The 21430-nt window shown below is 64.4% G+C and carries 22 protein-coding genes and 1 tRNA gene; 2 read left to right on the top strand and 21 right to left on the bottom strand.

The features are described from left to right. Positions 1 to 400: 400 nt before the first annotated feature. Positions 401 to 1276, bottom strand: coding sequence for a DegV family protein (locus tag H6A16_RS01155; RefSeq protein WP_204615401.1), 876 nt, complete (start codon positions 1274 to 1276; stop codon positions 401 to 403). Between the two features lie 160 nt (positions 1277 to 1436). On the opposite strand from H6A16_RS01155, the gene H6A16_RS01150 reads away from it, so the two are divergent. Beyond that, complete coding sequence (locus H6A16_RS01150; RefSeq protein WP_239458097.1) at positions 1437 to 2072, top strand: DUF1836 domain-containing protein; 636 nt, start codon at positions 1437 to 1439, stop codon at positions 2070 to 2072. A 102-nt stretch (positions 2073 to 2174) separates the two neighbouring features. On the opposite strand, the gene H6A16_RS01145 is transcribed toward H6A16_RS01150, so the two are convergent. The 5 genes from H6A16_RS01145 to H6A16_RS01125 form a co-directional block, all read right to left on the bottom strand. Continuing rightward, positions 2175 to 3584, bottom strand: a complete 1410-nt coding sequence (locus H6A16_RS01145) for a Sapep family Mn(2+)-dependent dipeptidase (protein WP_204615399.1) — start codon at positions 3582 to 3584, stop codon at positions 2175 to 2177. Between the two features lie 371 nt (positions 3585 to 3955). Then, positions 3956 to 4489 (bottom strand): adenine phosphoribosyltransferase, encoded by a 534-nt coding sequence (locus tag H6A16_RS01140; RefSeq protein ID WP_204615397.1) that lies wholly within the window; start codon positions 4487 to 4489, stop codon positions 3956 to 3958. Positions 4490 to 4516: 27 nt separating this feature from the next. Further along, positions 4517 to 5380: a MerR family transcriptional regulator gene (locus tag H6A16_RS01135; protein WP_204615396.1), complete on the bottom strand. Its 864-nt coding sequence runs from the start codon at positions 5378 to 5380 to the stop codon at positions 4517 to 4519. Positions 5381 to 5382: 2 nt separating this feature from the next. Continuing rightward, positions 5383 to 5817 (bottom strand): FHA domain-containing protein, encoded by a 435-nt coding sequence (locus H6A16_RS01130; protein WP_204615395.1) that lies wholly within the window; start codon positions 5815 to 5817, stop codon positions 5383 to 5385. Between the two features lie 39 nt (positions 5818 to 5856). Continuing rightward, the gene (locus H6A16_RS01125) at positions 5857 to 6612 is read right to left on the bottom strand and encodes a CDP-alcohol phosphatidyltransferase family protein (protein ID WP_204615394.1); all 756 of its coding nucleotides are present in this window, start codon (positions 6610 to 6612) and stop codon (positions 5857 to 5859) included. A gap of 391 nt (positions 6613 to 7003) precedes the next feature. Here H6A16_RS01125 and H6A16_RS01120 point away from each other — a divergent pair. Next, positions 7004 to 7080 (top strand) — tRNA-Pro (locus H6A16_RS01120). A 204-nt stretch (positions 7081 to 7284) separates the two neighbouring features. On the opposite strand, the gene H6A16_RS01115 is transcribed toward H6A16_RS01120, so the two are convergent. The 15 genes from H6A16_RS01115 to scpB form a co-directional block, all read right to left on the bottom strand. Further along, on the bottom strand, positions 7285 to 8145 hold the full coding sequence (locus tag H6A16_RS01115; protein WP_204615392.1) for an S-layer homology domain-containing protein: 861 nt from the start codon (positions 8143 to 8145) through the stop codon (positions 7285 to 7287). Positions 8146 to 8509: 364 nt separating this feature from the next. Then, a complete protein-coding gene (gene coaBC / locus H6A16_RS01110; protein ID WP_428830069.1) occupies positions 8510 to 9703 on the bottom strand; it encodes a bifunctional phosphopantothenoylcysteine decarboxylase/phosphopantothenate--cysteine ligase CoaBC in 1194 nt (397 codons plus the stop codon). Then, positions 9700 to 10422 carry a zinc ribbon domain-containing protein gene (locus tag H6A16_RS01105; RefSeq protein WP_204615388.1) on the bottom strand — a complete coding sequence of 241 codons (723 nt, stop codon included), beginning with the start codon at positions 10420 to 10422 and terminating at the stop codon, positions 9700 to 9702. The genes coaBC and H6A16_RS01105 overlap by 4 nt, the downstream gene beginning before the upstream one ends. Then, positions 10419 to 11228, bottom strand: a complete 810-nt coding sequence (locus tag H6A16_RS01100; RefSeq protein ID WP_204615385.1) for a Nif3-like dinuclear metal center hexameric protein — start codon at positions 11226 to 11228, stop codon at positions 10419 to 10421. The genes H6A16_RS01105 and H6A16_RS01100 overlap by 4 nt, the downstream gene beginning before the upstream one ends. Before the next feature lie 3 nt (positions 11229 to 11231). Next, on the bottom strand, positions 11232 to 12404 hold the full coding sequence (locus H6A16_RS01095; RefSeq protein ID WP_342589696.1) for a cysteine desulfurase family protein: 1173 nt from the start codon (positions 12402 to 12404) through the stop codon (positions 11232 to 11234). Positions 12405 to 12408: 4 nt separating this feature from the next. Further along, the gene (gene rpe, locus H6A16_RS01090) at positions 12409 to 13089 is read right to left on the bottom strand and encodes a ribulose-phosphate 3-epimerase (protein WP_204615383.1); all 681 of its coding nucleotides are present in this window, start codon (positions 13087 to 13089) and stop codon (positions 12409 to 12411) included. Between the two features lie 21 nt (positions 13090 to 13110). Next, entirely contained in the window at positions 13111 to 14118 is a 1008-nt protein-coding gene (locus H6A16_RS01085; RefSeq protein WP_204615381.1) for an NAD(P)H-dependent glycerol-3-phosphate dehydrogenase, read from the bottom strand. A gap of 2 nt (positions 14119 to 14120) precedes the next feature. After that, positions 14121 to 14819, bottom strand: coding sequence for a glycerol-3-phosphate 1-O-acyltransferase PlsY (gene plsY / locus H6A16_RS01080; RefSeq protein ID WP_204615379.1), 699 nt, complete (start codon positions 14817 to 14819; stop codon positions 14121 to 14123). Then, entirely contained in the window at positions 14819 to 16165 is a 1347-nt protein-coding gene (gene der / locus H6A16_RS01075; protein WP_204615377.1) for a ribosome biogenesis GTPase Der, read from the bottom strand. The genes plsY and der overlap by 1 nt, the downstream gene beginning before the upstream one ends. A gap of 33 nt (positions 16166 to 16198) precedes the next feature. Then, positions 16199 to 17611, bottom strand: coding sequence for a DUF512 domain-containing protein (locus tag H6A16_RS01070; RefSeq protein ID WP_204615375.1), 1413 nt, complete (start codon positions 17609 to 17611; stop codon positions 16199 to 16201). After that, positions 17601 to 18467 carry a 4-hydroxy-3-methylbut-2-enyl diphosphate reductase gene (locus tag H6A16_RS01065; protein WP_204615374.1) on the bottom strand — a complete coding sequence of 289 codons (867 nt, stop codon included), beginning with the start codon at positions 18465 to 18467 and terminating at the stop codon, positions 17601 to 17603. Before H6A16_RS01065 ends, H6A16_RS01070 begins: the two co-directional genes overlap by 11 nt. Further along, the gene (locus H6A16_RS01060; RefSeq protein ID WP_204615373.1) at positions 18467 to 19195 is read right to left on the bottom strand and encodes a lysophospholipid acyltransferase family protein; all 729 of its coding nucleotides are present in this window, start codon (positions 19193 to 19195) and stop codon (positions 18467 to 18469) included. The genes H6A16_RS01065 and H6A16_RS01060 overlap by 1 nt, the downstream gene beginning before the upstream one ends. Further along, positions 19192 to 19875 (bottom strand): (d)CMP kinase, encoded by a 684-nt coding sequence (gene cmk / locus H6A16_RS01055; RefSeq protein WP_204615372.1) that lies wholly within the window; start codon positions 19873 to 19875, stop codon positions 19192 to 19194. The genes H6A16_RS01060 and cmk overlap by 4 nt, the downstream gene beginning before the upstream one ends. Further along, a complete protein-coding gene (locus H6A16_RS01050) occupies positions 19872 to 20726 on the bottom strand; it encodes a pseudouridine synthase (protein WP_239458095.1) in 855 nt (284 codons plus the stop codon). The genes cmk and H6A16_RS01050 overlap by 4 nt, the downstream gene beginning before the upstream one ends. Next, the gene (gene scpB / locus H6A16_RS01045) at positions 20719 to 21429 is read right to left on the bottom strand and encodes an SMC-Scp complex subunit ScpB (RefSeq protein ID WP_204615371.1); all 711 of its coding nucleotides are present in this window, start codon (positions 21427 to 21429) and stop codon (positions 20719 to 20721) included. The genes H6A16_RS01050 and scpB overlap by 8 nt, the downstream gene beginning before the upstream one ends. Between the last annotated feature and the right edge of the window lies 1 nt (position 21430).

Raw genomic sequence — 21430 nt, 5'->3', positions numbered from 1 at the left:
CGTACTGAGACAGCCGGGAATATGACCGTAGAGCGCATCATGATGACTGGGACTGGCAAGGTACGCATGAATGAAGCTGCGCGGCGGCACGTATGGGCCAAGCGACCGATTGCGTGCGGTGCGCGTTGGACCTTAGACGATCTCAATGCGGTAAGGTCATTGATGACGGCATGCGAGCAATAATTGCGTATCGTTGGGCGCGCGGCGAGCATCGGGATTAGCGCAGTTGGCGGATATCCACCGGTGTACCTCGACTGTCTTACAAAATCGCGATAATATATGTTATGTAAAGTAAGGAATGAGAGCTAGGAAGGTCATCTCTGCCCCACATTACGAAAACGCGCCCTGTATCGACAAAGCCGATACAGGGCGCTTCGAGTCAATCAATCGCGCAGACCGCCTATGCCCATTCGAAGCCGATGATGAGACCGGATTCCTCAGCGTAGTACGAGCACAGTCCTCCGCACGGCAGCAGGCGGACGGTCGCGCTCGGCCATGCCGCTTCGATCTCGCCCTTAAGCTCCGTGGCCGCGCGCTCGTTGTCTACATGGTCGATGTACACGAGGCCACCCTTGAATCCCATGCCTTCCATGGAGCTCACGACCTTACGGAACATCTTCTTCTCGCCGCGCGTCGGCCCGACGATCTTGATGGTTCCCTCGTCGCTTGCGCATCCGAGCATGCGGATATTGAGCTTGCTTGCAATCGAGCCCGCCAGGCGCGGCATACGGCCGTTCTTGATCAGGTTATCGTAGCTGCTGAGCGAGAACAGCACGGTCGAGCATTGGTCGAGATGCTCGATATACGCCACGACCTCATCGAAGGTCGCGTTGGGGTTATGGGCCAAAAACGCATCGAGCAGCTCGACGATGAGCTCCATCTTGCCGCCGGTTGCACGCGAGTTAAGCACGTAGATGTTCTTCCCCGCTACGATGCCCGCATGCTCGCGGGTGTACTCGTCCATTACGATGTTGCGGGCGGTGCAGGCCGCCTCGTAGCTGCCGGACAGGTTCGCGGAGATGGTGATGGCGATGACGTTGTCGGCAGCCCGGAACGCCTCCGCCCAGATACCGACGCTCGGGCACGAGCTCGAGGACGCCTCGCTGGATTCCGCTACCGTGCGGTTAAGCTCAGCCACGTCAAGATTGGGGTCGTCGACGAACTCCTTGGTGCCCACGTGGATGGTGAGCGGCGCGGAGGCAAACGTCGTGTTGGGAGCCGACGGCTTCCACGAACGAAGGTTGCAGCTTGAGTCGGTGACGATTGCCCAAGACATCGAGGGATCCTTTCGATAGCGTACGATGCCTCAAGTATAGTCGAGCACTCCCCTTCTAGTATGGAAAACTAGATATCACAATAATCGAATCTAGATAATCGGCGAACGCAAGAGTATGCTCATCATACGGGCACAGCCCGCTTTGAGGACGGAGCGCACCATGGAACAGCTGGCAACGATCATTCCCATGTCCGACACGTCGCGTCAAATCGCGGCTGAGGACCTCTCCCCTACGGCGCTTCCCGATGCGTTCCTCAAATCAGATGTGGCCGCGGCTGCCGCGAAGTTCCATTTTCCCTGCTACGATGAGCTGCCCAGTGTCGAGCTGTATCGCGACCAGGTTATCGCCTACATCGAAAGCGTGCTCGCGCCGCTCGATGCGTGCGCAGAGGGGCCCTGGCTGACGCCCTCCATGGTGAACAACTATGTCAAGCAGCGCCTGCTTCCCGCTCCCGTGAAGAAGCTCTACGGTTCCGAGCAGATCGCGCGCCTGCTCGTCATCTGCGTGTTCAAGCAGTTTCTCTCCATGGAGGCCATCGCGCGGATGTTCTCCATCCAGCTCATGACCTACCCCGTCGAGGTTGCGTTCGATTACATCGCCAACGAGCTCAACCATGCGGTCTCCGACGCCTTCTCGGTCGATGGAACGCGGCACGAGGACAGCGCGCGCGTCGTCACGCGCGAAAGCGTGCTGGTGCGCAGTGCAGCCGAGGCCTTCGCCTCCAAGGCCTTCTTGATGAGCTACCTTTCGTACTGCGGATACGATGCGGCGGAAAGCGACGGCAAGCGGCACTAGGCGACTGCGCCATCGCTGAAAAGCGCAGACTGTTGACGCATATGAAGGCGGCGGCCCGCATGATTGCGAGCCGCCGCCTTTGTTCGGCTATGTCGGAGCGAGTTAGTACTCGATCGCCATGATCTCCTTGATGGCAAGGATGTAGATCTTGAGGGTGGTCTTGAGCAGCTCCTCGCTCATGCCCTCGTCGTCGCCGTGCATGGGGCCGACCCACTCGGGAACCTCGACCCAAGGCATCTCGGGACCGAAGGCCGCGGCGTTCTTGAACTCGCGCGCGTAGGTGCCGCCGCCGATGGTGAACGGCTTGCGGTCGTCGCCGGTGACGTCGTTGTACACACCGATGAGGCGCTGGATCTCCTGGCCGTTCGGATCGATATAGAACGGCTCGGTGTCGTTGTCGGTGGCGTAGGTTGCATCGAAGCGCGCGGCGGTGGCGGAGAGGCCCTCCTCGAACTGCGCGCAGGAGAAGGTCGTGGGATAGCGGGAGTCAACGGACTGGTGGAGCGTACCGTCCTCATCGCGCCAGACCATACCGCCAACGATGGTCAGCGGGCCAAAGAGGTCGTCGGAGGCGGCGACGCCCACGGCGGCGCCGGTGTAGTCGTCGATCAGGGTCTTCTGCAGCTCGAGGAACTGGCGCTCGGAAGCGGAGACGAGGTCGTTATCGAGCATGTAGTCGACAAGCATGCCGATGGCGTTCTTGGTGCCCTCCGGCTGAGAGGCGTGGCCGCCCTTGCCCTTGGCGGCGATGAGCACGGTGCCGTCGCCGTTATCGGTCAGCGTGATGCCGTCGGCGGCGGGAAGCTGGGAGGCATCGGCGGCGACCGTCACACTCGCGTCGGTCGGGATGGCGTTGAAGGCCTCGCCCGCCTTCCAGGAGACGATCTTGGAGTCGGTGATGGGGCCGGAGGTGAAGACACCCTGGTAGATGCCCTTCTCGCCATAGCACACGGGGAACTCGGCATCGGGGGTCATCAGGAAGGTCGGCTCACCGAAGTGCTCGAGGTAGTACTCGACGTCGCGCAGGGTGGTCTCCTCGTTGGAGCCGAGGATCATGCGCATGGTGTACGGGAACTGGACGCCCTTTTCGTGCCAATAGCGCATGGCGTAGGCGCCGATGACGAAAGGGCCCTTGTCATCGAGGGTGCCGCGGCCGATCAGGAAGCCGTCGCGGCGCGTCATCTTGTGCGGATCCTGGGTCCAGCCGGGGCCGCAGGGCACGGTGTCCAGATGTGCGATGAGGCAGATCTTCTTGGAATCGTCGGCGCCGGGGTAATCGGCGGTGCCGACGAAGCCCTCATGGTTCTCGGCCTTCATGCCGAGCCTGTCGCAGAGGTCGAGGCCGGCGTTCAGCGCAGCCAGCGGGCCGGGGCCGAAGGGCATGCCCTCCCCTGCGTGGTCGAGGTCCTCTTGGCTGGGGATGTTCACGAGCGTTTCAATCTCGGAAACGATGGTCTCCCAGTTCTCATCGATCCAGCCGTCGATTTCCTTCATCAACTGAGTGTCGGCCATGGCAATCCTTCCTGCCGTCGTTGTTCAGACCACTGTAAGGATACCCGAGTTATACAGAAACAATCTGATTTCATGCATTATTTCAGCGAGCGGAACCCCTGCGCCGCGGACCGGCTGGCCTCTCTGGGGACGTAGCCGGAAGGTGAAATTTAGGGGACAGGCCCCAAACTTGCAGGCGGACGGGGAGCATGAAAGCTTCCCGCCCGCCTGCAAGTTTGGGGCCTGTCCCCTAAATTTCACCTTCCGGCTACGTCCCCAGAGAGGCCAGCCGGTCCCGTCCGATGTCCGAAAACATCTCCGTCCTGAAAGTGGACAGCCCCCGGATGCCACGTGGCATCCGGGGGCTGCGCGAATCGGTATGGTTGGCGTTGTTATCCCACGTGGATGAGGGAGAAGATGTCGAGGGTTCCATCGGGGTCGAGCACGGGGCGCGGGTTCAGGGCGTCGAGCTCGAGGATGCCGGAGTAGCCGACGAGCGTGGCGCCCATCTTCTCGACGAGGTTCGCAACAGCGCGCGCGGTGCCGCCGGTGGCGAACAGGTCGTCGACGATCAGCACGCGATCGCTCGAATCGAGGGCGTCCTCATGCATCTCGATCGTGTCCGTGCCGTATTCGAGGTCGTAGGTAACCGATACGGTCTTGCGGGGAAGCTTGCCGGGCTTGCGGGCGGGCACGAAGCCGACACCCATATGGAAGGCGATGGGCGTGCCGATCATGAAACCACGGGCCTCGGGTGCAACGATCTTGGTGATGCCGGCGTCCTTGTAGTGGTCGGCGATCTGGGTGATAGCTGCGGAAAGCGCATCGCGATCTGCGAACAGCGGCGTGATGTCCTTGAAGATCACGCCCGGCTGAGGATAGTCGGGAATGCTGACGATGCGCGACTCGAAATCAAAATCTGCCATGGTGGTCCTTATCCTATCTGATGCGTGCTACTTCGAGGAGTTTTTCGCCGTGCGGCCGCGGCGGGGGCTGCCCTTCTGCACGGGCTGGGAGGTTTCTGCGGACTCCTGCTTCGCCTCCTGCTTTGCCGCCTCGGCACGGGTCATCTTGTCGTCGATGTCATCGAGATCGGCATCTTCGACGACAGCGTTCAGCGACTCGAAGACACGGTTTTTCAGCAGCGCTGTATGCACACCGTCGGTCAGGTCGTGAAGCTTGTTGAACGCGCGCTCGAGCTTCTTGTCGCGCTCGTCGTCGGAGTCATCCGAGCCGAGCATCGCGATGAGCACCTGCTCGAACATCGGGGACTCGCGGTTGGCGGAAACGACGTACTGGCGTAGGTTGCGCGGCTCGATATGGAAGCGGTTGAGCTCGGCGCACTGGCGGATGATCTTGAAATCGCGCCCATCGACGAGCTCGCGGTTCTGCGGGCTGCGCACGATGCGGATGAGGTCGTTGTCGGCCAGAGCGCGGATGAACGAGATCTCGACACCGAGAAGATCGGGAATGTCCTCGATAGGATGAAGCTTTTGCTGGGTCTCCTTGGGCTCCTGCTTCATGGGGAGGTCGGAAAGCAGTCCGACCTCGTACGCGAGCGTCGAGAGGTCCGTGGCGCTATCGAGCTTCTGCTTGATAACGTTTAGCGGCATGTAGCGCGTCTTCTGAAGATGGAGAATGACCTCGAGGCGGTCAACATCCTCCTTGGAGTACTGACGGTAGCCCTTGGGCGTGCGGTGCGGCGTAATCAGACCCTCGTCCTCCAGAAAGCGGATCTTGGAGTTGGAGAGGTCCGGATACGCCCCGCGCAGGAAGTTGACGACCTGGCCGATGCTGAGGTAACTGCGCTCAGCCACAGCTACTCACCGGTTTCGATGCGCTCTGCCTGGCTTTCGTGATAGATCAGCGTGAACGTGCCGATCTGCACGGAGGAGCCGTCGTGCAGGGGCGCGGAATTGACGATCGCACCGTCGACCCACGTGCCGTTGAGCGAGCCGAGATCCTCGATCAGGACGCCGGCGGCGTTCCTCACGATCTTGGCATGGGCACGCGAGACCGTCATATCGTTCAGGAAGATGCCGTTGGCGGGATCGCGACCGATGGTGGTCTCGGGACCCTCGAGCTCGAAGGTGTTGCCCGTCTGGGGCCCCTTGATGATCGTGAGAACGGGCGTGGGGGTCTGCGCGCTCTTCATCAGGTCAGGTACCGTGGCATCATCAACCGGCATGCGGAAGACGCAGGTCGAATCTCCGGGCAGGTTAGCACCGGAGGGGTTATTCAGCATATCGGTCATGGTTTCTCCCCACGTGAATCGGTAATCGAACAGATAGGCCTATTCTACCCCACCGTGGGCCATGGCGGCATCGGAGTCGACCGGTTCCTCTGAGTCCTCGATTTCGGGGTTGAGGAAGTCGACGTCCTCATCTTCGGGATGTGCCATGGCCTTCTTGATGGCCATGGCTCCCTTGATCGTGTAGACGACGGCCGTTATCAACGAGAAGATGCAGCCCCCGTAGACGAAGAAGATACCCAGCGGTACCGACTGGCCGTTGAGGCCGGGGAACATCGTGGCTTCCGGCCCGAAGAGGTTGAGGCCGTTGATGATGGGCAGGCCGAGCAGCATGAGGGTGAATCCGCTCATGAGCAGGGCCGTGGCGATCTTGCCGGTGTAGACGACGTCGAGCGGACGCTTGTGGTAGCGGCGAACGACCGTGTTGCCGGCGGCGAGGTAGACGTCGCGTCCGATGATGAGGGCGCAGACCCAGATGGGCAGCTCGCCACGGCCGACAAGGCCTAGCACTCCGGTGAACAGCAGCGCGCGGTCGACGATCGGGTCCATCATCTTGCCCAGCCAGCTGACGGTTTTGGTCATGCGGGCGATCTGGCCGTCCATCCAGTCGGTCGAGGCGGCGATGGCGTAGATGATCAGCGCGATATAGCGATTCTCGTTGGTGATGAACAGATAGAGGAACACGAACGTGAGAATCAGGCGCGTGAAGGTGATGAAATTCGAGATGGTGAAGATCTTGTTCGAGGGGTAGTCGGAGGTTCCGATGAGCTCCTTTTTGATCTTCTTCTTGAGGCTCACGTCACTCCCCCTGTGCATGTCGGCAATAAACTAGAGGAATGATACCCGATTGCGCTGCCGGTAACGCAAGCCCCACAAAAGAATGCGCAGTTGCCCCTCGCGGCGCGTCGCAGCCGTCTCGTGGGCAACCAGTGCCAGACGGACAAATTCCGGGTAGTTAGGTCCTCTATTTTGGGCGTTTGGTACTGGATGGACGGGTTCGGTGACGGATATCGTATGATTGGGAAAGTTGGGGCCAGCGTATAGGGCCGGCTTGCGAAGCGCATGCATGGGGCGCATGGGCGGAGCCACAGGCTCCGTCGATTTGAAAAAAAGTTCAAAATCCCCCTTGCATCGTTTGAGCGAGGTGAGTATAGTATCCCTTGCTGTCAGCGAGACAGCGCATATGCTTCGGGACGTGGCGCAGCTTGGTAGCGCACTTGACTGGGGGTCAAGGGGTCGCTGGTTCGAATCCAGTCGTCCCGACCAGAAGCTTCAAGGCCAGCCTTCGGGTTGGCCTTTTCGTTTGTTTAGTTCCCTTTTCGCATTACGGCCTAAAGAGCGCACTACCTACTGTGATTTTGGTCATCTGGTACCAGATGACCAAAATGGGCCTTCTCGTTTGCGAAAGAACGGCCATCTGATACCAGATGGCCGTTCGTAGGATTCGAAATATGGTTTCGTCAAGGATGACTAGTCGTCCCAGCGATCGTCCCAGTCGTCGTCATCGTCGTGGTCGTCGTCATCGTCCCGGTCGTCGTCCCAGTCGTCGTGGTCGTCGTCCCAGTCGTCGTCCCAGTCATCATCCCAGTCGTCGTCCCAGTCATCATCCCAGTCGTCATCCCAGTCGTCGAACCGGTCATCCCAGTCGTCATCCCAGTCGGTATGGTCGTCGATGATGTGCATGATACGGTTGTCGGTGGTGCGGGTCATCGATACGAACTCGGCGCGGGTGCAGACGCTGTTGCCATTCAGGCTGCCGCCGTTGCCGATGATGCCGTTCTTTGCGGCCCAGGCGACAACGCTCTTCGCCCAGCCGGAAACGGAGTCCCCATCGGGGAATTGGTCGAGAATGGCAGGATTGGATCCCTTGCCGCCGGAAAGGACGCAGAGAACCTTTGCCGCCTGCTCGCGGGTGAGCGGACCCCACGGGTCGAATGTCACGCGGCCGTCAGCATGCTGGGTGCCGGTGAAGATGCCCTGCTGCTGGGCCCAGGTTGCGGCAGTCCTCGCCCATCCAAGTGTGTCGGCATCGGAGAACTGCGGGGAGCCCGTCACCGGAGGGTTCCCGGCGAGGTTGTAGAGGATAGCGGCAGCCTGGGCTCGGTCGATCGGCTTGTCGGCGCCCCATGAGCCATCGGGGAATCCGTTGACGATGTCGTTGCGGTCGGCCCAGTCGATGACGCCGCTGGACGCCGCCCAATGGTTTGCGGCTACATCCTGATACCCCTTGTAGTCGGCGAATGCCATCGCGGGTGCGAAGGTGGCGGCGGCAACGGTCGCGCCTGCAAGGCCCGCCACGATCGCATGGCGGATGTTCTTCGAGATGCGCATGATCTTGTCTCCTCCTTATCGATCGCGCCTGTGGGCGTTTGCCCTGTTCTAGGCTATCATGCGCACGCAAAGCTCCCCGCTCCTGCTATATGAGGGTACGGCAATGCTCTTGTTAGCATTTCGTAAGGTAACGACCGTTCAGGGAAAATGTTACGGATATCACTTCAATTCAGATGCGTTATGAGGTATAGACCACTTTCCCCGCGAGCGGCCCCCTGCCCAGTTTCATGGCGGCCGTACGGTCGAATGGCATTCCAGTACCAGACGTCCAAAGAAGGATGTCAAACAAACAGGAAAGCGGCCGGCTGGTACCAGTCGGCCGCCTCTTGTGGCGATAAGGGAGCGGGTGAGGCGAAGCTCTCCCCTAGCTTTTCGTCGCGCGGCGGAGAATCTCGTAAGCGAGACCCTCCTTGCTCATGCAGGGCATCTCGTGAGTGCCGTCCGCATCGATCCACCATGCCTTGTTCGTGTCGGTGCCAAAGCCCGAATCCTCGCGGCTCACATCGTTAGCGACGATGGCGTCGCAGCCCTTGCGCGAAAGCTTGGCAAGCGCGTAGTCCACGACGTTCGACGTCTCGGCGGCAAAGCCGATAACGGTGCGCTCTCCCTTGCGGGCGGACAGCGCTGCCAGGATGTCGACCGTCTCGGTAAGCTCGACGGTATCGAGGCGCTCCTCCGTCTTCTTGAGCTTGTGGTCGGCGGGCTTCGCAGGCGTGTAGTCCGCCACAGCGGCGGCGCAGATGGCGATGGTCGCGTCTTCGAAGGCCTCCTCGGAGGCAGCGAGCATCTCCGCGGCGGTCTCGACGCGCACGCAGCGCACGCCGGCGGGAGGCTCGATGGAGGCGGGTCCCAACACGAGCGTCACGTTGGCTCCCTGGCGGCTGGCAGCGCGTGCAAGCGCCGCGCCCATCTTGCCGCTCGAGCGGTTGCCGATGAAGCGCACAGGGTCTATGGGCTCATGAGTGCCACCGGCGGTGATCAGCACGTGCTCGCCGGCAAGCGGGCCCGCTTCGCCAGCGGCCATCAGCGCAAGGTCGGCCACGCGCCACGGGTCGGGCAGGCGTCCTCCCCCGACGTCGCCGCAGGCAAGGTAGCCGGAATCGGGCGTGATGACATGCACGCCGCGGCGCTGGAGGGTGCGGACGTTCTCCTGGGTGGCATCGGCCTCCCACATCCCCACGTTCATCGCGGGCGCCACGACGATGGGCGCCTTGGTGGCGAGCAGTGTGGTCGACATCAGGTCGTCTGCGATGCCGTGAGCCATCTTGGCGAGGATGTTCGCCGTCGCGGGGGCGACGAGCACGACATCGGCCTCCTGCGCAAGCGAGATGTGATGGATGGGATCCTCGGGATCGTCAAAGAGCCCGACAGCGACCTTCTCGTGCGTCAGGGCGCGAAACGTCGTGGGTCCCACGAAATGCGTGGCGTGCTCGGTCATGAGCACCTTCACGCGGGCGCCCGCGCGCTGCAGGCAGCGCGCGGTCTCGCAGGATTTATAGGCGGCTATGCATCCAGTGACGCACAGCAGGACGCACGGGGTGCCGGCGGTCTCGCTCACGATTCCTCGCCGTCCTCTCCCATCACGAGCATGCGGTGGCAATAGGGGCACTCGACGACCTCGGACGAGGTGCGCGCAAGGTCGGACATGGAGGAAGCCTGCAGCGCCATGCGGCAGACGCTCGGCACGTTGCCTTCGAGGCGCTCGACGGCAAGACCGTTATGGGTCTCGGCGGCCTTCTCGTAGCGGACGCGCATGTCCTCGGGCAGCTGCTCGAGGATGTGCTCGCGCTGGCGCTGGGCCTTCTCGACCTCGGCCATGAGGCCCGCCGCCTTCTCGCGCGCGGCCTTGGTGTCAGCGATCACAGCGGCCTCGAATTTGGCGGTGTACTCGGCTAGGTACTCCTCCTTGGCCTTGATGTCGGCGAGCTTGGCCTCGTAATCACGGCGGTCGAAGGCGATCTTATCGAGCTGCTTCGCAAGGTTCGAGAGCTCGATCTCGAGCTGCTGGACCGCGCGGTAATCGGAGGAGTCGGTGTTCTGCTGGGCAATGCGGACGTCGTCGTTCGCATCCATCTCCTTGCCCTCGAGCTCCTTCAGGTAGGTCTCGATGTCCTTGCGCTGGGCGTAGAGCTTGGTGGCGTCGGCCTTGAGCTTCTGATGGGCGCGGCGCTTCTTGGCTAGCTCCGCGATCTCGGGCATGGCGTTCAGCGCGGCGCGGTTGCGCGTCAGGGCGAGGTCGATGTCCTGCAGCTTGAGAAGAAGAGATCCGAGGCTCATGAGCGCTCCTGTTCGTATGAGGTCCACCATTGTTCAGGAAGGGTAATTCTACGCACGTGGGCGGGGTCGATGCCCGCATTCACGACGGCATTCATCAAGATTGCGCCAAACGGCTCCTCCGACCGATCGTGGCCGAGAAGAATCGGGGCGCACCCGCGCAGCGCGAGGTCCTGGCACATGTGGTAGCCGGCCTCGCCGCAGACGACCGCCTGGGCACCCAGGGCGATGGCGTTATCGCCAAACGACCCGAGCGAGCCGCCGAGCACCGCGATGCGCGTGATGGGCGCGTCCGGGTCTCCCCAGACGCGGGGTGCACCTCCGAAGCGCTTGCGGCAGATGGAGGCGAGTTCTGCAAGCGTGAGCTCGCCGGGCACATCGCAATAGGCTCCGAGGCCTGTTGCATCCGGATCATCGGGGTGCTCGAGCGAGGCGATGGCCGTCGAGCCCAGAAGGGCGCAGAGCAGCTCGCGAGCCTCGCGCGAGCGATCGAGGTTCGTGTGGAGCGAGATGATGCTCACCCCAAGGCGCGCTGCGCGGTACACCGCCGCCGCGCAGGCGGGGCGGACGGGGTCGAGCGGCGTGAAGGCATCGGGAGCCTTGAGGTAGACGGGATGATGGGTCACGAGAACGTTCGCTCCCCCATCGTGGGCGTCCTCCACAGCGGCTGGCGTGGGATCGAGAGCGATGGCGACGCGCTCGACTACCGAATCGGGCTCGCCGACCGACAGGCCGACGTGGTCCCAGCTTTCGGTATCCTCGTGGGGGAAGTGCGCCAGCAGCGCGGCTTCAAGTTCGCGTACGAGCATAATCTATCCAATCAGATCGAGAAGGGCGTCGGCAAAGCGGTCGAGGTCGGCGGGGTCGCAGCGGTCGTCGAAAGAGATGCGCAGTGATCCCAGGGCGCGCTCGCGCGGGATGCCCATGGCCGAAAGCACATGGCTCGCGTCGAGGCTCGCGCTCGAGCAGGCCGATCCGCCCGAAACCTCGAAGCCGCGTGCATCGAGCTTGAGCACAAGCTCCTCGGAATCGTAGCCGTCGACCGTCAGCGACACGATGCCGGGCAGGCGCTCGACGCAAGTCCAATCGCCCATGGTCGCTTGGATGCGCGGATGGGAGCACAGGCGCGCGTAGAGGGCGTCGGCCCAGGCGCGTACGCGCTGGCTGTCGTCCTCCACCCGCGCGTGCAGCTCGCGTGCGACGGCTGCGAGCGCAACGATGGCGCGCAGGTCCTGCGTTCCGGCGCGGCGGCCAGATTCTTGGCCGCCTCCCATCACCTGGGGGCGCAAGGGGGTCCTCGACCGTAGGTAGAGCGCACCTGCGGAAACCGGTCCGCCTACCTTGTGCCCCGCAAGCGAAAGGGCATCGACGCCAAGGACGTCGACATCGAAGGGAATATGCAGGTAGCCCTGGATTGCGTCGGTGTGGAACAGTGCGCCGTGCGCATGCGCGCGGGCGGCGAGCTCGCGGATGGGCTGCACGACGCCGGTCTCGTTGTTCGCCAGCATGACGGATACGAGGCCGACGTCGTCGGCGAGCATATGCTCGAGCTCGTCGGGGTCGATGAAGCCCTCCGGGCACACGCCGATGAGCTCAACGGTGAAACCCTGGGCGCGAAGCGCGGGAACGTTATCGAGGATGGCATCATGCTCGATGGCGCTCACGAGTACGCGCGTGCGGTTGCGGTCGCGCTCGCGCGCCCCCTGCGCCATGCCGAACAGGGCGAGGAAGTCAGACTCGGTGCCGCCGCCGGTGAAGATGATCTCGCTCGAGCGGATGCGCCTGCCGAGCGAGGCCGCGACGTCTCGACGGCAGCGCTCGAGCTCGGAGGCCGCCTTGCGGCCGAGGGTGTGAAGTGAGTTGGGGTTCGCACCGGCGATGTCCGAAGCGTCGTAGGCTGCCTGCGCGGCAAGCGCCTCGGCGCGCATCGGCGTCGAGGCGGCGTAATCGAGGTTGACCGGGGCAGCCGGGTCGTGGTCGCTCACGGCGCTACTCCTCACGGCCGGTGAGGCCGATGGTTGCGAGGTCGCGCAGCTCGCGCACGATCATGGCGGGGTCATGTGCGTTGAAGACGGCGGAGCCCGCCACGAGCACGTTGGCGCCGCAGGCGCCGAGCTGACGGGCGTTCGAGAGGCTCACGCCGCCGTCGACCTGGATGAGCGGGTAGGCGTCGTGCTTGTCGCATAGCTTGACGAGCTCGCGCAGACGGCCGTAGGTCTCCTCGATGAAGTGCTGGCCGCCGAAGCCGGGATAGACGCTCATGACGAGCACGAGGTCGACATCCTCGATGACGCCGGCTAAGACCGAGACGGGCGTATCGGGGTTGATCACCACGCCCGCGAGCACGCCGCGTTCGTGCAGGTGGTCGATGATGCCGTGCAGATCGTGCGCCGCCTCGTAGTGGACGGAGATGAGGTCCGCTCCGGCATCGATGTACCAGTCGACGGTCTCATCGGGGTTCGTGACCATCATGTGCACGTCGACGAGCGCGCGCGTCGCCTGCTTCACAGCGGCAACCACGGGCGTGCCGAAGCTCAGGTTGGGCACGAAATGGCCGTCCATGACGTCGACATGGATCATCTCGGCGTTCGAGACGCGGTCGAGATCATCGCCCAGATGATTGAGGTCCGCGGCGAGAATGGAGGGCGCTACATTGATGAGACTGGTCATCGGAGAATCTGAACCTTTCTGCTAGTCGTCCATACCGTAGAACTCTTCGGTCGGGAAGCGCTCGATGAGCTCGTTGAAGACCTCTTCTTTCGAGACGCCGCGCCAGAGCACCTTCTCGAGCGCGAACGTGAGCGGGGCGTCGACTCCAAGCTTGCGCGCGAGGCCGGCAACGCTCTTCGCGGCGGCGGCACCCTCGACGACCATGTGCGTGCGCGCCTGGTACTCCTCGAGCGTGCCGCCCTTGGCGAGCGCCTCGCCGAAAGTGCGGTTGCGCGAATGGTGCGACGTGCAGGTTACCACGAGGTCGCCCATGCCCGCCAGACCCATGCAGGTGATGGCCTCTCCCCCGCGCGCATGCACGAGGCGGCTGATCTCGGCGATGCCGCGCGTCATGACGAGCGCGAGCGTGTTGTCGCCGTAGCCCATGCCCGCGAGGTAGCCACAGACGATGGCGATGACGTTCTTCACGGCAGAGCACATCTCGATACCGATGAGGTCGGATCCCACGTAGATGCGGAAGTGATCGGAGAGCAGGACCTTCTTGAAGAACTCGGCGACCTTGGTGTCCTCGGCGGCGATGACGGCGGCCGACAGGCAGCCGCGGCAGACCTCCTCGGCGTGGTTAGGGCCGGCGAGCACGGCGATGCGCTCTGGCCCGCCGATGCAGTCGGCCGCGAGCTCGCTCATGAGGTAGCCGGTGCCCTCCTCGATGCCCTTGGTGAGGGTGAGGACCGGGGTTGCAGGATCCACATAGGGAGCGGCCCCTTCGAGCACGCCGCGCAGAAAGGCGGAGGGCACGGCGAGGATGATGCCGTCGGTGCCCTGCAGGGCCTCCTCGTAGGATGCGGTGGCCCACACGTTGTCGGGCAGCGTGTAGTCGGTGAGGTAGAGGTTGTTGCGGTGGTCGTTGTTGATGCCCTCGACGGACTCTCCGCCGAACGACCAGACGACGACCTCATCCACATGCGCAGCTGCCTGGCCGGCGATCGCGGTGCCCCAGGAGCCGGAGCCGACGACGGTGATCCTCATGCCTAGTCCTCTTTCTTATCGGATTTCTTGGAGAAACTGAGCTTGTTCTCGTTGCCGGCGCGCAGCTTCTTCATGTTGCCGCGATGCGCCCAGACGACCGTCCAGCCGAGCAGCGCCCAGATGGCAAGCGACGCTGCAGACGTCTGTGGGAAGGCGATGTACATCGTGACGGGCACCAGGGCGGCGGTGGCGATGGAGCCGACCGAGACGTACTTGGTGATGGCCACAAGTACGATGAAGATAGCGAGATGGACGATCGCGAGCGGCCAGAAGAAGCCGAACAGAATGCCCACGCCGGTGGCGATGCCCTTGCCGCCGTGGAACTTCAGGTATGGGCTGAAGATATGGCCGTACAGGCAGCTGAGCGACACGAGGGCTATGAGCCAGTCGGCGCCGCCGCCCGGCTCGATGGCGCTGGCGGCGGGCCCGAGCGCGCCGGCGATGAGCACGCGGGAGACGTTGATGCAGATGACGCCCTTGAGCACGTCGAACAGAAGCGTCGCCGCAGCGACCTTGGGGCCAGCCACGCGCAGGGCGTTCGTGGTGCCGATGTTGCCCGAGCCCGACTTGCGGATGTCGACATGGCCCATGAAGCGACCGAGGATAAGGCCGAAGGGAATGCCGCAGATGAGGTAGGATACGACCATGCAGCCGATGAGCAGCAGGTAGATCGAGCTTCCCCCGGCGGCGAGCGTCTCCATTACCTATCTCCCTTGTCGTCGCGCTGCTCCTTCTTGCGGAAGCGCAGGCGGATGGGCGTGCCCTTGAAGCCGAAGGCCTCGCGCATGCGGTTCTCGATGTAGCGGCGATACGAATCGCTCACGAGGTCGACATGGTTGACGAAGAACGTGAACGTCGGCGGCTTGGTGCCGGTCTGGGTGGCGTAGTGCATGCGCAGGCGGCGCTTGCCGTCCACGACGGTATGGCCGAACTCGCGCATGTCAGTCAGCAGCTTGTTGAGCGCCGAGGTCGTCACGCGCGTCGCGCGCGCGGCGGCGGCGGAATCGGCGAGCGCCCAGATCTTCTCGATGGAGCGGCCGGTGAGCGCGGAGATGCGCAGCACGGGTGCCCAGGGTGCGAGCGTCATGCGGCGGGCGACCGACTCCATGACGTGCTCGCGCTCCTGATCGTTGGTGAGCAGGTCCCACTTGTTGAGCAGGATGACGAGGGCGCAGCCGCGCTCGATGGCGAGGTTCGCGACCTTCTGGTCCTGCTCGGTCATGCCGGTTGAGGAGTCGACGACGAGCAGGGCGACATCGGCGCGGTCGATGGCGCGCAGGCCGCGCACCATGGAGTAGTACTCGATGTTCTCGTAGACCGTGCTCTTCTTGCGGATACCGGCCGTGTCGACCATGCGGTACATCTTGCCCGCGTGCTCGACGACGGTGTCGATGGCGTCGCGCGTCGTGCCGGCGACATCGGAGACGATGGAGCGCTCAGAGCCGAGCATCTTGTTGAACAGCGACGACTTGCCGGCGTTCGGACGGCCGATGATGGCGATCGAGAGCGCGCCGTCATCGGGGGTGCGGTCCTCGAGCTCGTCCTCGTCGGGGAACAGGGCGACGACTTCGTCGAGCAGGTCGCCCGTGCCGTGACCGTGCAGCGCCGAGATGGGCAGCGGGTCGCCGACGCCGAGCGAGTAGAACTCCCAGAGGCGCTCGTCCTCGCGGTCGGGGTTGTCGAGCTTGTTCACGAGCAGGAAGGTCGGCTTGCGCACGCGCTTGAGCATGCGCGCGACGCTCTCGTCCTCCTCGGTGATGCCGACGGTGCCGTCGACGACGAACAGGATGGCGCAAGCCTCCTCCGCGGCGGCGAGCGCCTGGTCGCGGATGGGCGCGGAGAACACGTCCTCGCTCTTGAGTGGCTCGATACCGCCGGTGTCCACGAGGGTGAACTCGCGGCCGTTCCACTCGGCGTCGTAATACGAGCGGTCGCGGGTGACGCCGCGGCTCTCATGGACGATGGCGTCCTTGGTTTGGGCAAGTCGGTTGACGAGCGTCGATTTGCCGACATTGGGTCGACCGACGACTGCGACGACAGGTTTCATATGCGGTCTGCTCCTTGATGTATCGGGCCGGCCTCAGCTGAGGCCGAGCGCACTCTCGAGGGCGTCGGCGAGCTCACGGGGCATGGTCGAGACGATGAGCGCCTGCGCGCCGCGCCGCGTGAGTTCGTTCAATATATCAGTCTGATGATACCCGTCGAGCGTCATTCCGTCTGCGTTGAACATGACGCTGGGGAGAATCAGCATAACGCCGGCAAGGGATCGCGGCAGCTGCGCGAGCAGGTCGCCGGCGCAGATGAGCCCCGTGACGTCGACGTTGCCGCCGAAGTAATCGTTGCGGATGGGGGCGACGGCTCCCCCCAGCGCGTCGCTTTCCACGAAGCGCGCGACGGTGTCGGCGGCGGAGGTCCCCGACACGACGGTGAGCTTGAGTCCCGCGCGTGAGAGCCCTTCGCGGATGCGCTCAAGGCGCTGCGGCTCGCTCAACATCTCGTCCGTGTCGTCGCGGTAGCTGCGGATCATGCCGATGCCGTCGTAGTACTGCGGATAGCCGTCGTACCACGTGGCGGGCGGGACCTCGACCTCGGCATCGAGATAGAACTCGTCGGACATCTGGAACGTGTGGCGGCCGAAGCGCTCATAGGCGCGCTGCTGGTAGGGGCGCACCTGCTCGATGATCGCGCGCGCAGCAGCCGGATCGTCGGAAAACGAGGTCGTGAAGCGGTTCTGGTGCTTGGTGAAGCCGAGCGGCACGATGCCGAGGCTCGTGATCTGCGGGTGGGCCTCGCAGTACGCGAGCGTGCGGTCGAGCTCCTCGCCGTCGTTGATACCCGGGCAGAGCACGATCTGGGCATGGATCTCGATGTCGGCAGCCATGAGGCGCTCGAGCACCTCGATGCCGCGGGCAGCGTTCTTTCCCATGATGCGCCGGCGCACCTCGGGCGTGATGGCGTGCAGCGACACGTTCATGGGCGACAGGCAGCGGTTGATGACGTTGTCGACATCCTCGTCGGTCATATTCGTGAGCGTGACGAAATTGCCCTGCAGAAACGAGAGGCGGTAGTCGTCGTCGCGAATGGAGAGGCTGTCGCGACTCCCCTTGGGCAGCATGGTCATGAAGCAGAACACGCAGGCGTTCACGCAGGTGCGCATGCCGTCGAACACGGCGCCGTCGAACTCGAGGCCCCAGTCCTCGCCCTCGAAGCGCTCGAGGGTGCAGGGGCTCACCGTGTTGTCCGAGGGGTCGAGCACCGTGAGGTCGACCGTCTCGTCGTCGGCCTCCCAGAGCCACACGATCATGTCGGTGAGGTCCTGTCCGTTCACGGTCAGCACGCGCATGCCGGGCTCGATGCCCATATCGTCGGCGGGAGACTCGGGCCGCACGGCGGTCACGAGGGCGCCTTGGGCGTCCGGGTGCGCGGAGGGCGCGTAGTCAGCGCGCACCCCGGCGTAGGCGGCGATGGTCGGAAGCTGCTGGTCAGCGGGCATGGGCCGCTCCCGTGAGCTCCTGTATGCGGGTACAGGCGCGGTCGATATGGGCCGAAGGCGTGGACGCCCCGGCGGTGACGCCGATCAGGCGGGCGTCCTCGAACCAGGCAGCATCAAGCTCAGATGCGTCTTCGATGTGGCGCGTGCGCTCGCAGCGCTCGGAGCAGATCTGGGCGAGCCGGCGGGTGTTGCCGGAGTTCTTGCCGCCGACGATCACCATGACATCGGCGCGGTCGGCAAGCTCAGCGGCTGCTTGCTGGCGCTCCTGCGTAGCGCTGCAGATGGTGTTCACCACATGGACCTCGTCGACGCGGCGTGTGAGCTCGCTCACGATGCGAGAGAGGTTGTCTTGGGTCTGCGTCGTCTGCACGACGACGCCCACGCGGCGTTCGAGCTCGATGCCCTCGAGGTCGGACGTGTCGGAGACCACGCGGGCGCGCCCGTCGGCATGGCCCATGATGCCCTCGACCTCGGGGTGCCCGCTCTCCCCCACCACGATGAGCTGGTAGCCCTCGGCCACAAGACGCTCGGCAGCGTGGTGGACGCGCTTGACGTAGGGGCAGGTCGCGTCGATGACGGCAAGGCCGCGCTCGCGGGCGGCCTCGATCACGGAGGGCACGACGCCGTGGGCGCGGATGATGACGGAGCCCGCGTTCGCGTCGTCCAGGGTATCGGCCAGGCCGACGCCTGTCTCAGCGAGCTCGCGGACCACGAGCGGGTTGTGGATCAGCGGTCCCAACGTGTGGACAGGTGCGGGCGCACTCGCCGCGGCGTCGGCTGCCATCGAAAGCGCGCGCTCGACGCCGTAGCAGACGCCAGCGTGCGCCGCGACCTCGATCGTTACCTGAGAGCCCATCAGCGCCTCCCGGGGTGCTCGTCGCGCAGGATGTCGCGAATCTCGTACATGCGGCGCAGGGCTTCCTTCTCGACCCAGTCCGTGCGCTCGCGGCGCTTGAGGTCGGCGGGGGCGTCGTCCATGCTCAGGGCCTTGCCGAAGCGCATCCAGCACTTCACGGGGCGCATGAGGTGGTGACCCTTGGGCGTGATGTCGCGAAAGCCGCAGACCGCCATGGGCATCACGGGCGCCTTGCCCATCTGCGCGATGATGGCGAAGCCGCCGTGGACCTCGACGGGCTGGTCGTCGGTGCGGATGCGCGTGCCCTCAGGGAAGATCAGGATGTCCTCGCCACGGCCGAGCGCCTTGCTCGCGCGGCGCAGCGACTTCATGTCGGCTGTGCCGCGCTCGACGGGAATGCCGCCGACGCGCGCGAAGAACCACTCGACGATGCCGCTCTTGTTGAACTCCGACTTGAAGATGGGGCGCACGAGGCGGCCGCGGCGCCACAGCAGCACGACGATGGCAACGACCTCCGCCATGGAGGTGTGGTTCGAGATGATGACGATGCCGGTCTTGTCGCGACGGTCGAGGAACTTCTCGATGTTGTCGAACGAGCAGCGCCACATGATCTTCGTGAAGACGTAAAGGATGCCCAAGATCACGGCGTAGCCTGCGCGCACGGCCGTCGGGAAGTCGCGCATGCCGTTGTCGTAGTAGTCGTCCGCCTTGGAAGAGAAGAACTTCATGCCTGCCTCCTGGCATTCGCAAGTGAGATGATCTGGTCGACGATCTCGTCGATGGTGTGGGCGGTGGAATCGATGCGGATGGCGTCGTCGGCGGCGCGCAGCGGGGCCACAGCGCGGTGGGCGTCGAGCTCATCGCGGCGCTCGAGGTCGGCCAGGGTCTCGGCTACCTCGCGCTTCATGGTCTTGTCGTCGGGAGCGCCGTCGGGGTGGCGCTGCAGCACGCGGCGACGTGCGCGCTCGCGGGGATCAGCGGTGAGGAACACCTTGAGGTCGGCATCGGGAAACACGACCGTGCCGATATCGCGGCCCTCGGCCACGACGTCGCGGCCGGTCGCGAAGGCGCGCTGGCAGCCGAGCATCGCGGTGCGGACGCCGGGGTACGCGGAGACCTTCGACACGATGCGGTCGGTCGCGGGCGTGCGGATCTCGGTCGTGACGTCCGTACCGTCGGCGAGCACATGCATGCGGTCGGGACGGCGGTCGAACACGATGTCGAGGGCGTCGGCAACGCTCGTCACGGCGGGTTCGTCATCGAGGTCGATGCCGCGGGTCGCGCACACGTGCGCCACGGTGCGGTACATGGCGCCGGTGTCGAGCTTCGTGTAGCCGAATCGGTCGGCAAGCAGGTCTGCGATCGTCGACTTGCCCGATCCTGCGGGTCCGTCGATGGCGATGATCATGAGCGGTTCCTCCTCGGGGTTCGTGATGGCTTCGGGGCTCCTGCGCGCTCGGCTGAGGCACGCTCGAGGGCGGCGGTCTCCTCCTCGGTGAGCAGGCGCCAGTGGCCGCGCTTCACGCCGGTCAGGGCAAGCGGGCCGAAATCGGAGCGATGGAGGGCGAGCACCGGATGGTGGATGCGGCTGAGCATCCGCTTCACCTGGTTCTTGCGGCCCTCGCGGATGATGACCTCGACGGCTGTCTCGAAGTCGCCGATGCCGTGCGGTGCGACCTCGCGCGCCTCGCGCACAGACAGGATGCGGCAGCGCGCGGGCTGGCAGGGGCCGTCATCGAGCTCGATGCCGCGGCGCAGGGGTTCAAGCTCGTGGTCGCGCACGCGCCCGTCGACGAGAGCGACGTAGCGCTTGTCGACATGCATCGAGGGGTGCAGCAGCCGCTGCCCGAGGTCGCCGTCGGTTGTGAACAGCAGAAGGCCCGTCGTATCCATATCGAGTCGACCGACCGGGAAGAGCCCGGGATAGCGGTCGCAGGGCACGAGTTCCGCCACGCAGCGCCTGCCCTTCGGGTCCTTCATGGTGGTGAGATAGCCCGCGGGCTTGTTGAGCATGATGTGCACTGCCTTGGTGCCGAGCTCCACGCGCCGGCCGTCGACCTCCACGATGTCGCTCGCCGGATCGACCTTGCTTCCGAGCTCGGTGACCACGGCGCCGTTCACGCGCACGCGGCCGGCGGTCATGAGGTCCTCCGACCCGCGACGGCTCGCCACGCCCGCGCGCGCCAGGAAGCGCTGCAGGCGCATCGGCACGATGGGCTCGCCGGTTGCGGGGTCTTGCGGGGGCATGGGCCTACTCATCGAACTCTTCATCCGTCGCGTTGCCGATGATCATGAGTTCGTCGTCGGGGTCTCCGTCGGCATCGAGCAGGTCGCGCTCCTCGGTGAGCTCCTCGTCGGTCTCGTCGAGGGTCGAGGCGATGGAGCGGCCCGACAGGCGCTCGCGGATGAACTGGCGCGTGCGCTCGTCGGGGGCGAACTGCTCGAGGTCGGGTAGGTCGCGGATGCTTCGCAGGCCGAACTTCTCCAGGAACGCCGCGGTCGTGCCGTAGATGATGGCCTGTCCGCGCTGGGGATCGCGGCCGAGTTCGCGCACGAGGCCCTTGTCGACGAGCGACGAGATGACGCCATCGGAGTTGACGCCGCGGATGCCCTTGACGGTCTCGCGCGTCACGGGCTGGTGGTATGCGATGACGGCGAGCGTCTCGAGGGCAGCCTGCGAAAGCTTTTGGGTGTCCCAGGAGAGCACATAGCGCTCCACCTGGTCGTGGAAGGCGGGATGGGTGAACAGGCGCCAGCCGCCTGCGACCTCGCGCAGCTGGAAGCCGCGGTTCTTCTCCTCGTACTCCACCTTGAGCTCAGCAAGCAGCGAAGCGACCTCGCCGGGGGCGATGTTCAGTGCCGTGGCGAGAGCGCTTGCGCTCACCGGGTCGCTCGATACGAGCAGCAGCGCCTCGAGGGCGCCTTTAAGGGAGTCAGGTTCGAGGATGTCGAGATCGTCCATT

The sequence above is a fragment of the Collinsella tanakaei genome (assembly GCF_016900375.1).
Classification (GTDB): Bacteria; Actinomycetota; Coriobacteriia; order Coriobacteriales; family Coriobacteriaceae; genus Collinsella.
Note: the sequence above shows the minus strand (reverse complement) of the source record. Positions and strands in the feature narration are given on the sequence as shown.

Bases quoted from the DNA above. Each gene is read 5' to 3' on its own strand.
- H6A16_RS01155 (WP_204615401.1), bottom strand. From the start codon at position 1,276: ATGTCTTGGGCAATCGTCACCGACTCAAGCTGCAACCTTCGTTCGTGG.
- H6A16_RS01150 (WP_239458097.1), top strand. From the start codon at position 1,437: ATGGAACAGCTGGCAACGATCATTCCCATGTCCGACACGTCGCGTCAA.
- H6A16_RS01145 (WP_204615399.1), bottom strand. From the start codon at position 3,584: ATGGCCGACACTCAGTTGATGAAGGAAATCGACGGCTGGATCGATGAG.
- H6A16_RS01140 (WP_204615397.1), bottom strand. From the start codon at position 4,489: ATGGCAGATTTTGATTTCGAGTCGCGCATCGTCAGCATTCCCGACTAT.
- H6A16_RS01130 (WP_204615395.1), bottom strand. From the start codon at position 5,817: ATGACCGATATGCTGAATAACCCCTCCGGTGCTAACCTGCCCGGAGAT.
- H6A16_RS01115 (WP_204615392.1), bottom strand. From the start codon at position 8,145: ATGCGCATCTCGAAGAACATCCGCCATGCGATCGTGGCGGGCCTTGCA.
- H6A16_RS01105 (WP_204615388.1), bottom strand. From the start codon at position 10,422: ATGAGCCTCGGATCTCTTCTTCTCAAGCTGCAGGACATCGACCTCGCC.
- H6A16_RS01100 (WP_204615385.1), bottom strand. From the start codon at position 11,228: ATGCTCGTACGCGAACTTGAAGCCGCGCTGCTGGCGCACTTCCCCCAC.
- rpe (WP_204615383.1), bottom strand. From the start codon at position 13,089: ATGACCAGTCTCATCAATGTAGCGCCCTCCATTCTCGCCGCGGACCTC.
- H6A16_RS01085 (WP_204615381.1), bottom strand. From the start codon at position 14,118: ATGAGGATCACCGTCGTCGGCTCCGGCTCCTGGGGCACCGCGATCGCC.
- plsY (WP_204615379.1), bottom strand. From the start codon at position 14,819: ATGGAGACGCTCGCCGCCGGGGGAAGCTCGATCTACCTGCTGCTCATC.
- der (WP_204615377.1), bottom strand. From the start codon at position 16,165: ATGAAACCTGTCGTCGCAGTCGTCGGTCGACCCAATGTCGGCAAATCG.
- H6A16_RS01070 (WP_204615375.1), bottom strand. From the start codon at position 17,611: ATGCCCGCTGACCAGCAGCTTCCGACCATCGCCGCCTACGCCGGGGTG.
- H6A16_RS01065 (WP_204615374.1), bottom strand. From the start codon at position 18,467: ATGGGCTCTCAGGTAACGATCGAGGTCGCGGCGCACGCTGGCGTCTGC.
- H6A16_RS01060 (WP_204615373.1), bottom strand. From the start codon at position 19,195: ATGAAGTTCTTCTCTTCCAAGGCGGACGACTACTACGACAACGGCATG.
- cmk (WP_204615372.1), bottom strand. From the start codon at position 19,875: ATGATCATCGCCATCGACGGACCCGCAGGATCGGGCAAGTCGACGATC.
- H6A16_RS01050 (WP_239458095.1), bottom strand. From the start codon at position 20,726: ATGAGTAGGCCCATGCCCCCGCAAGACCCCGCAACCGGCGAGCCCATC.
- scpB (WP_204615371.1), bottom strand. From the start codon at position 21,429: ATGGACGATCTCGACATCCTCGAACCTGACTCCCTTAAAGGCGCCCTC.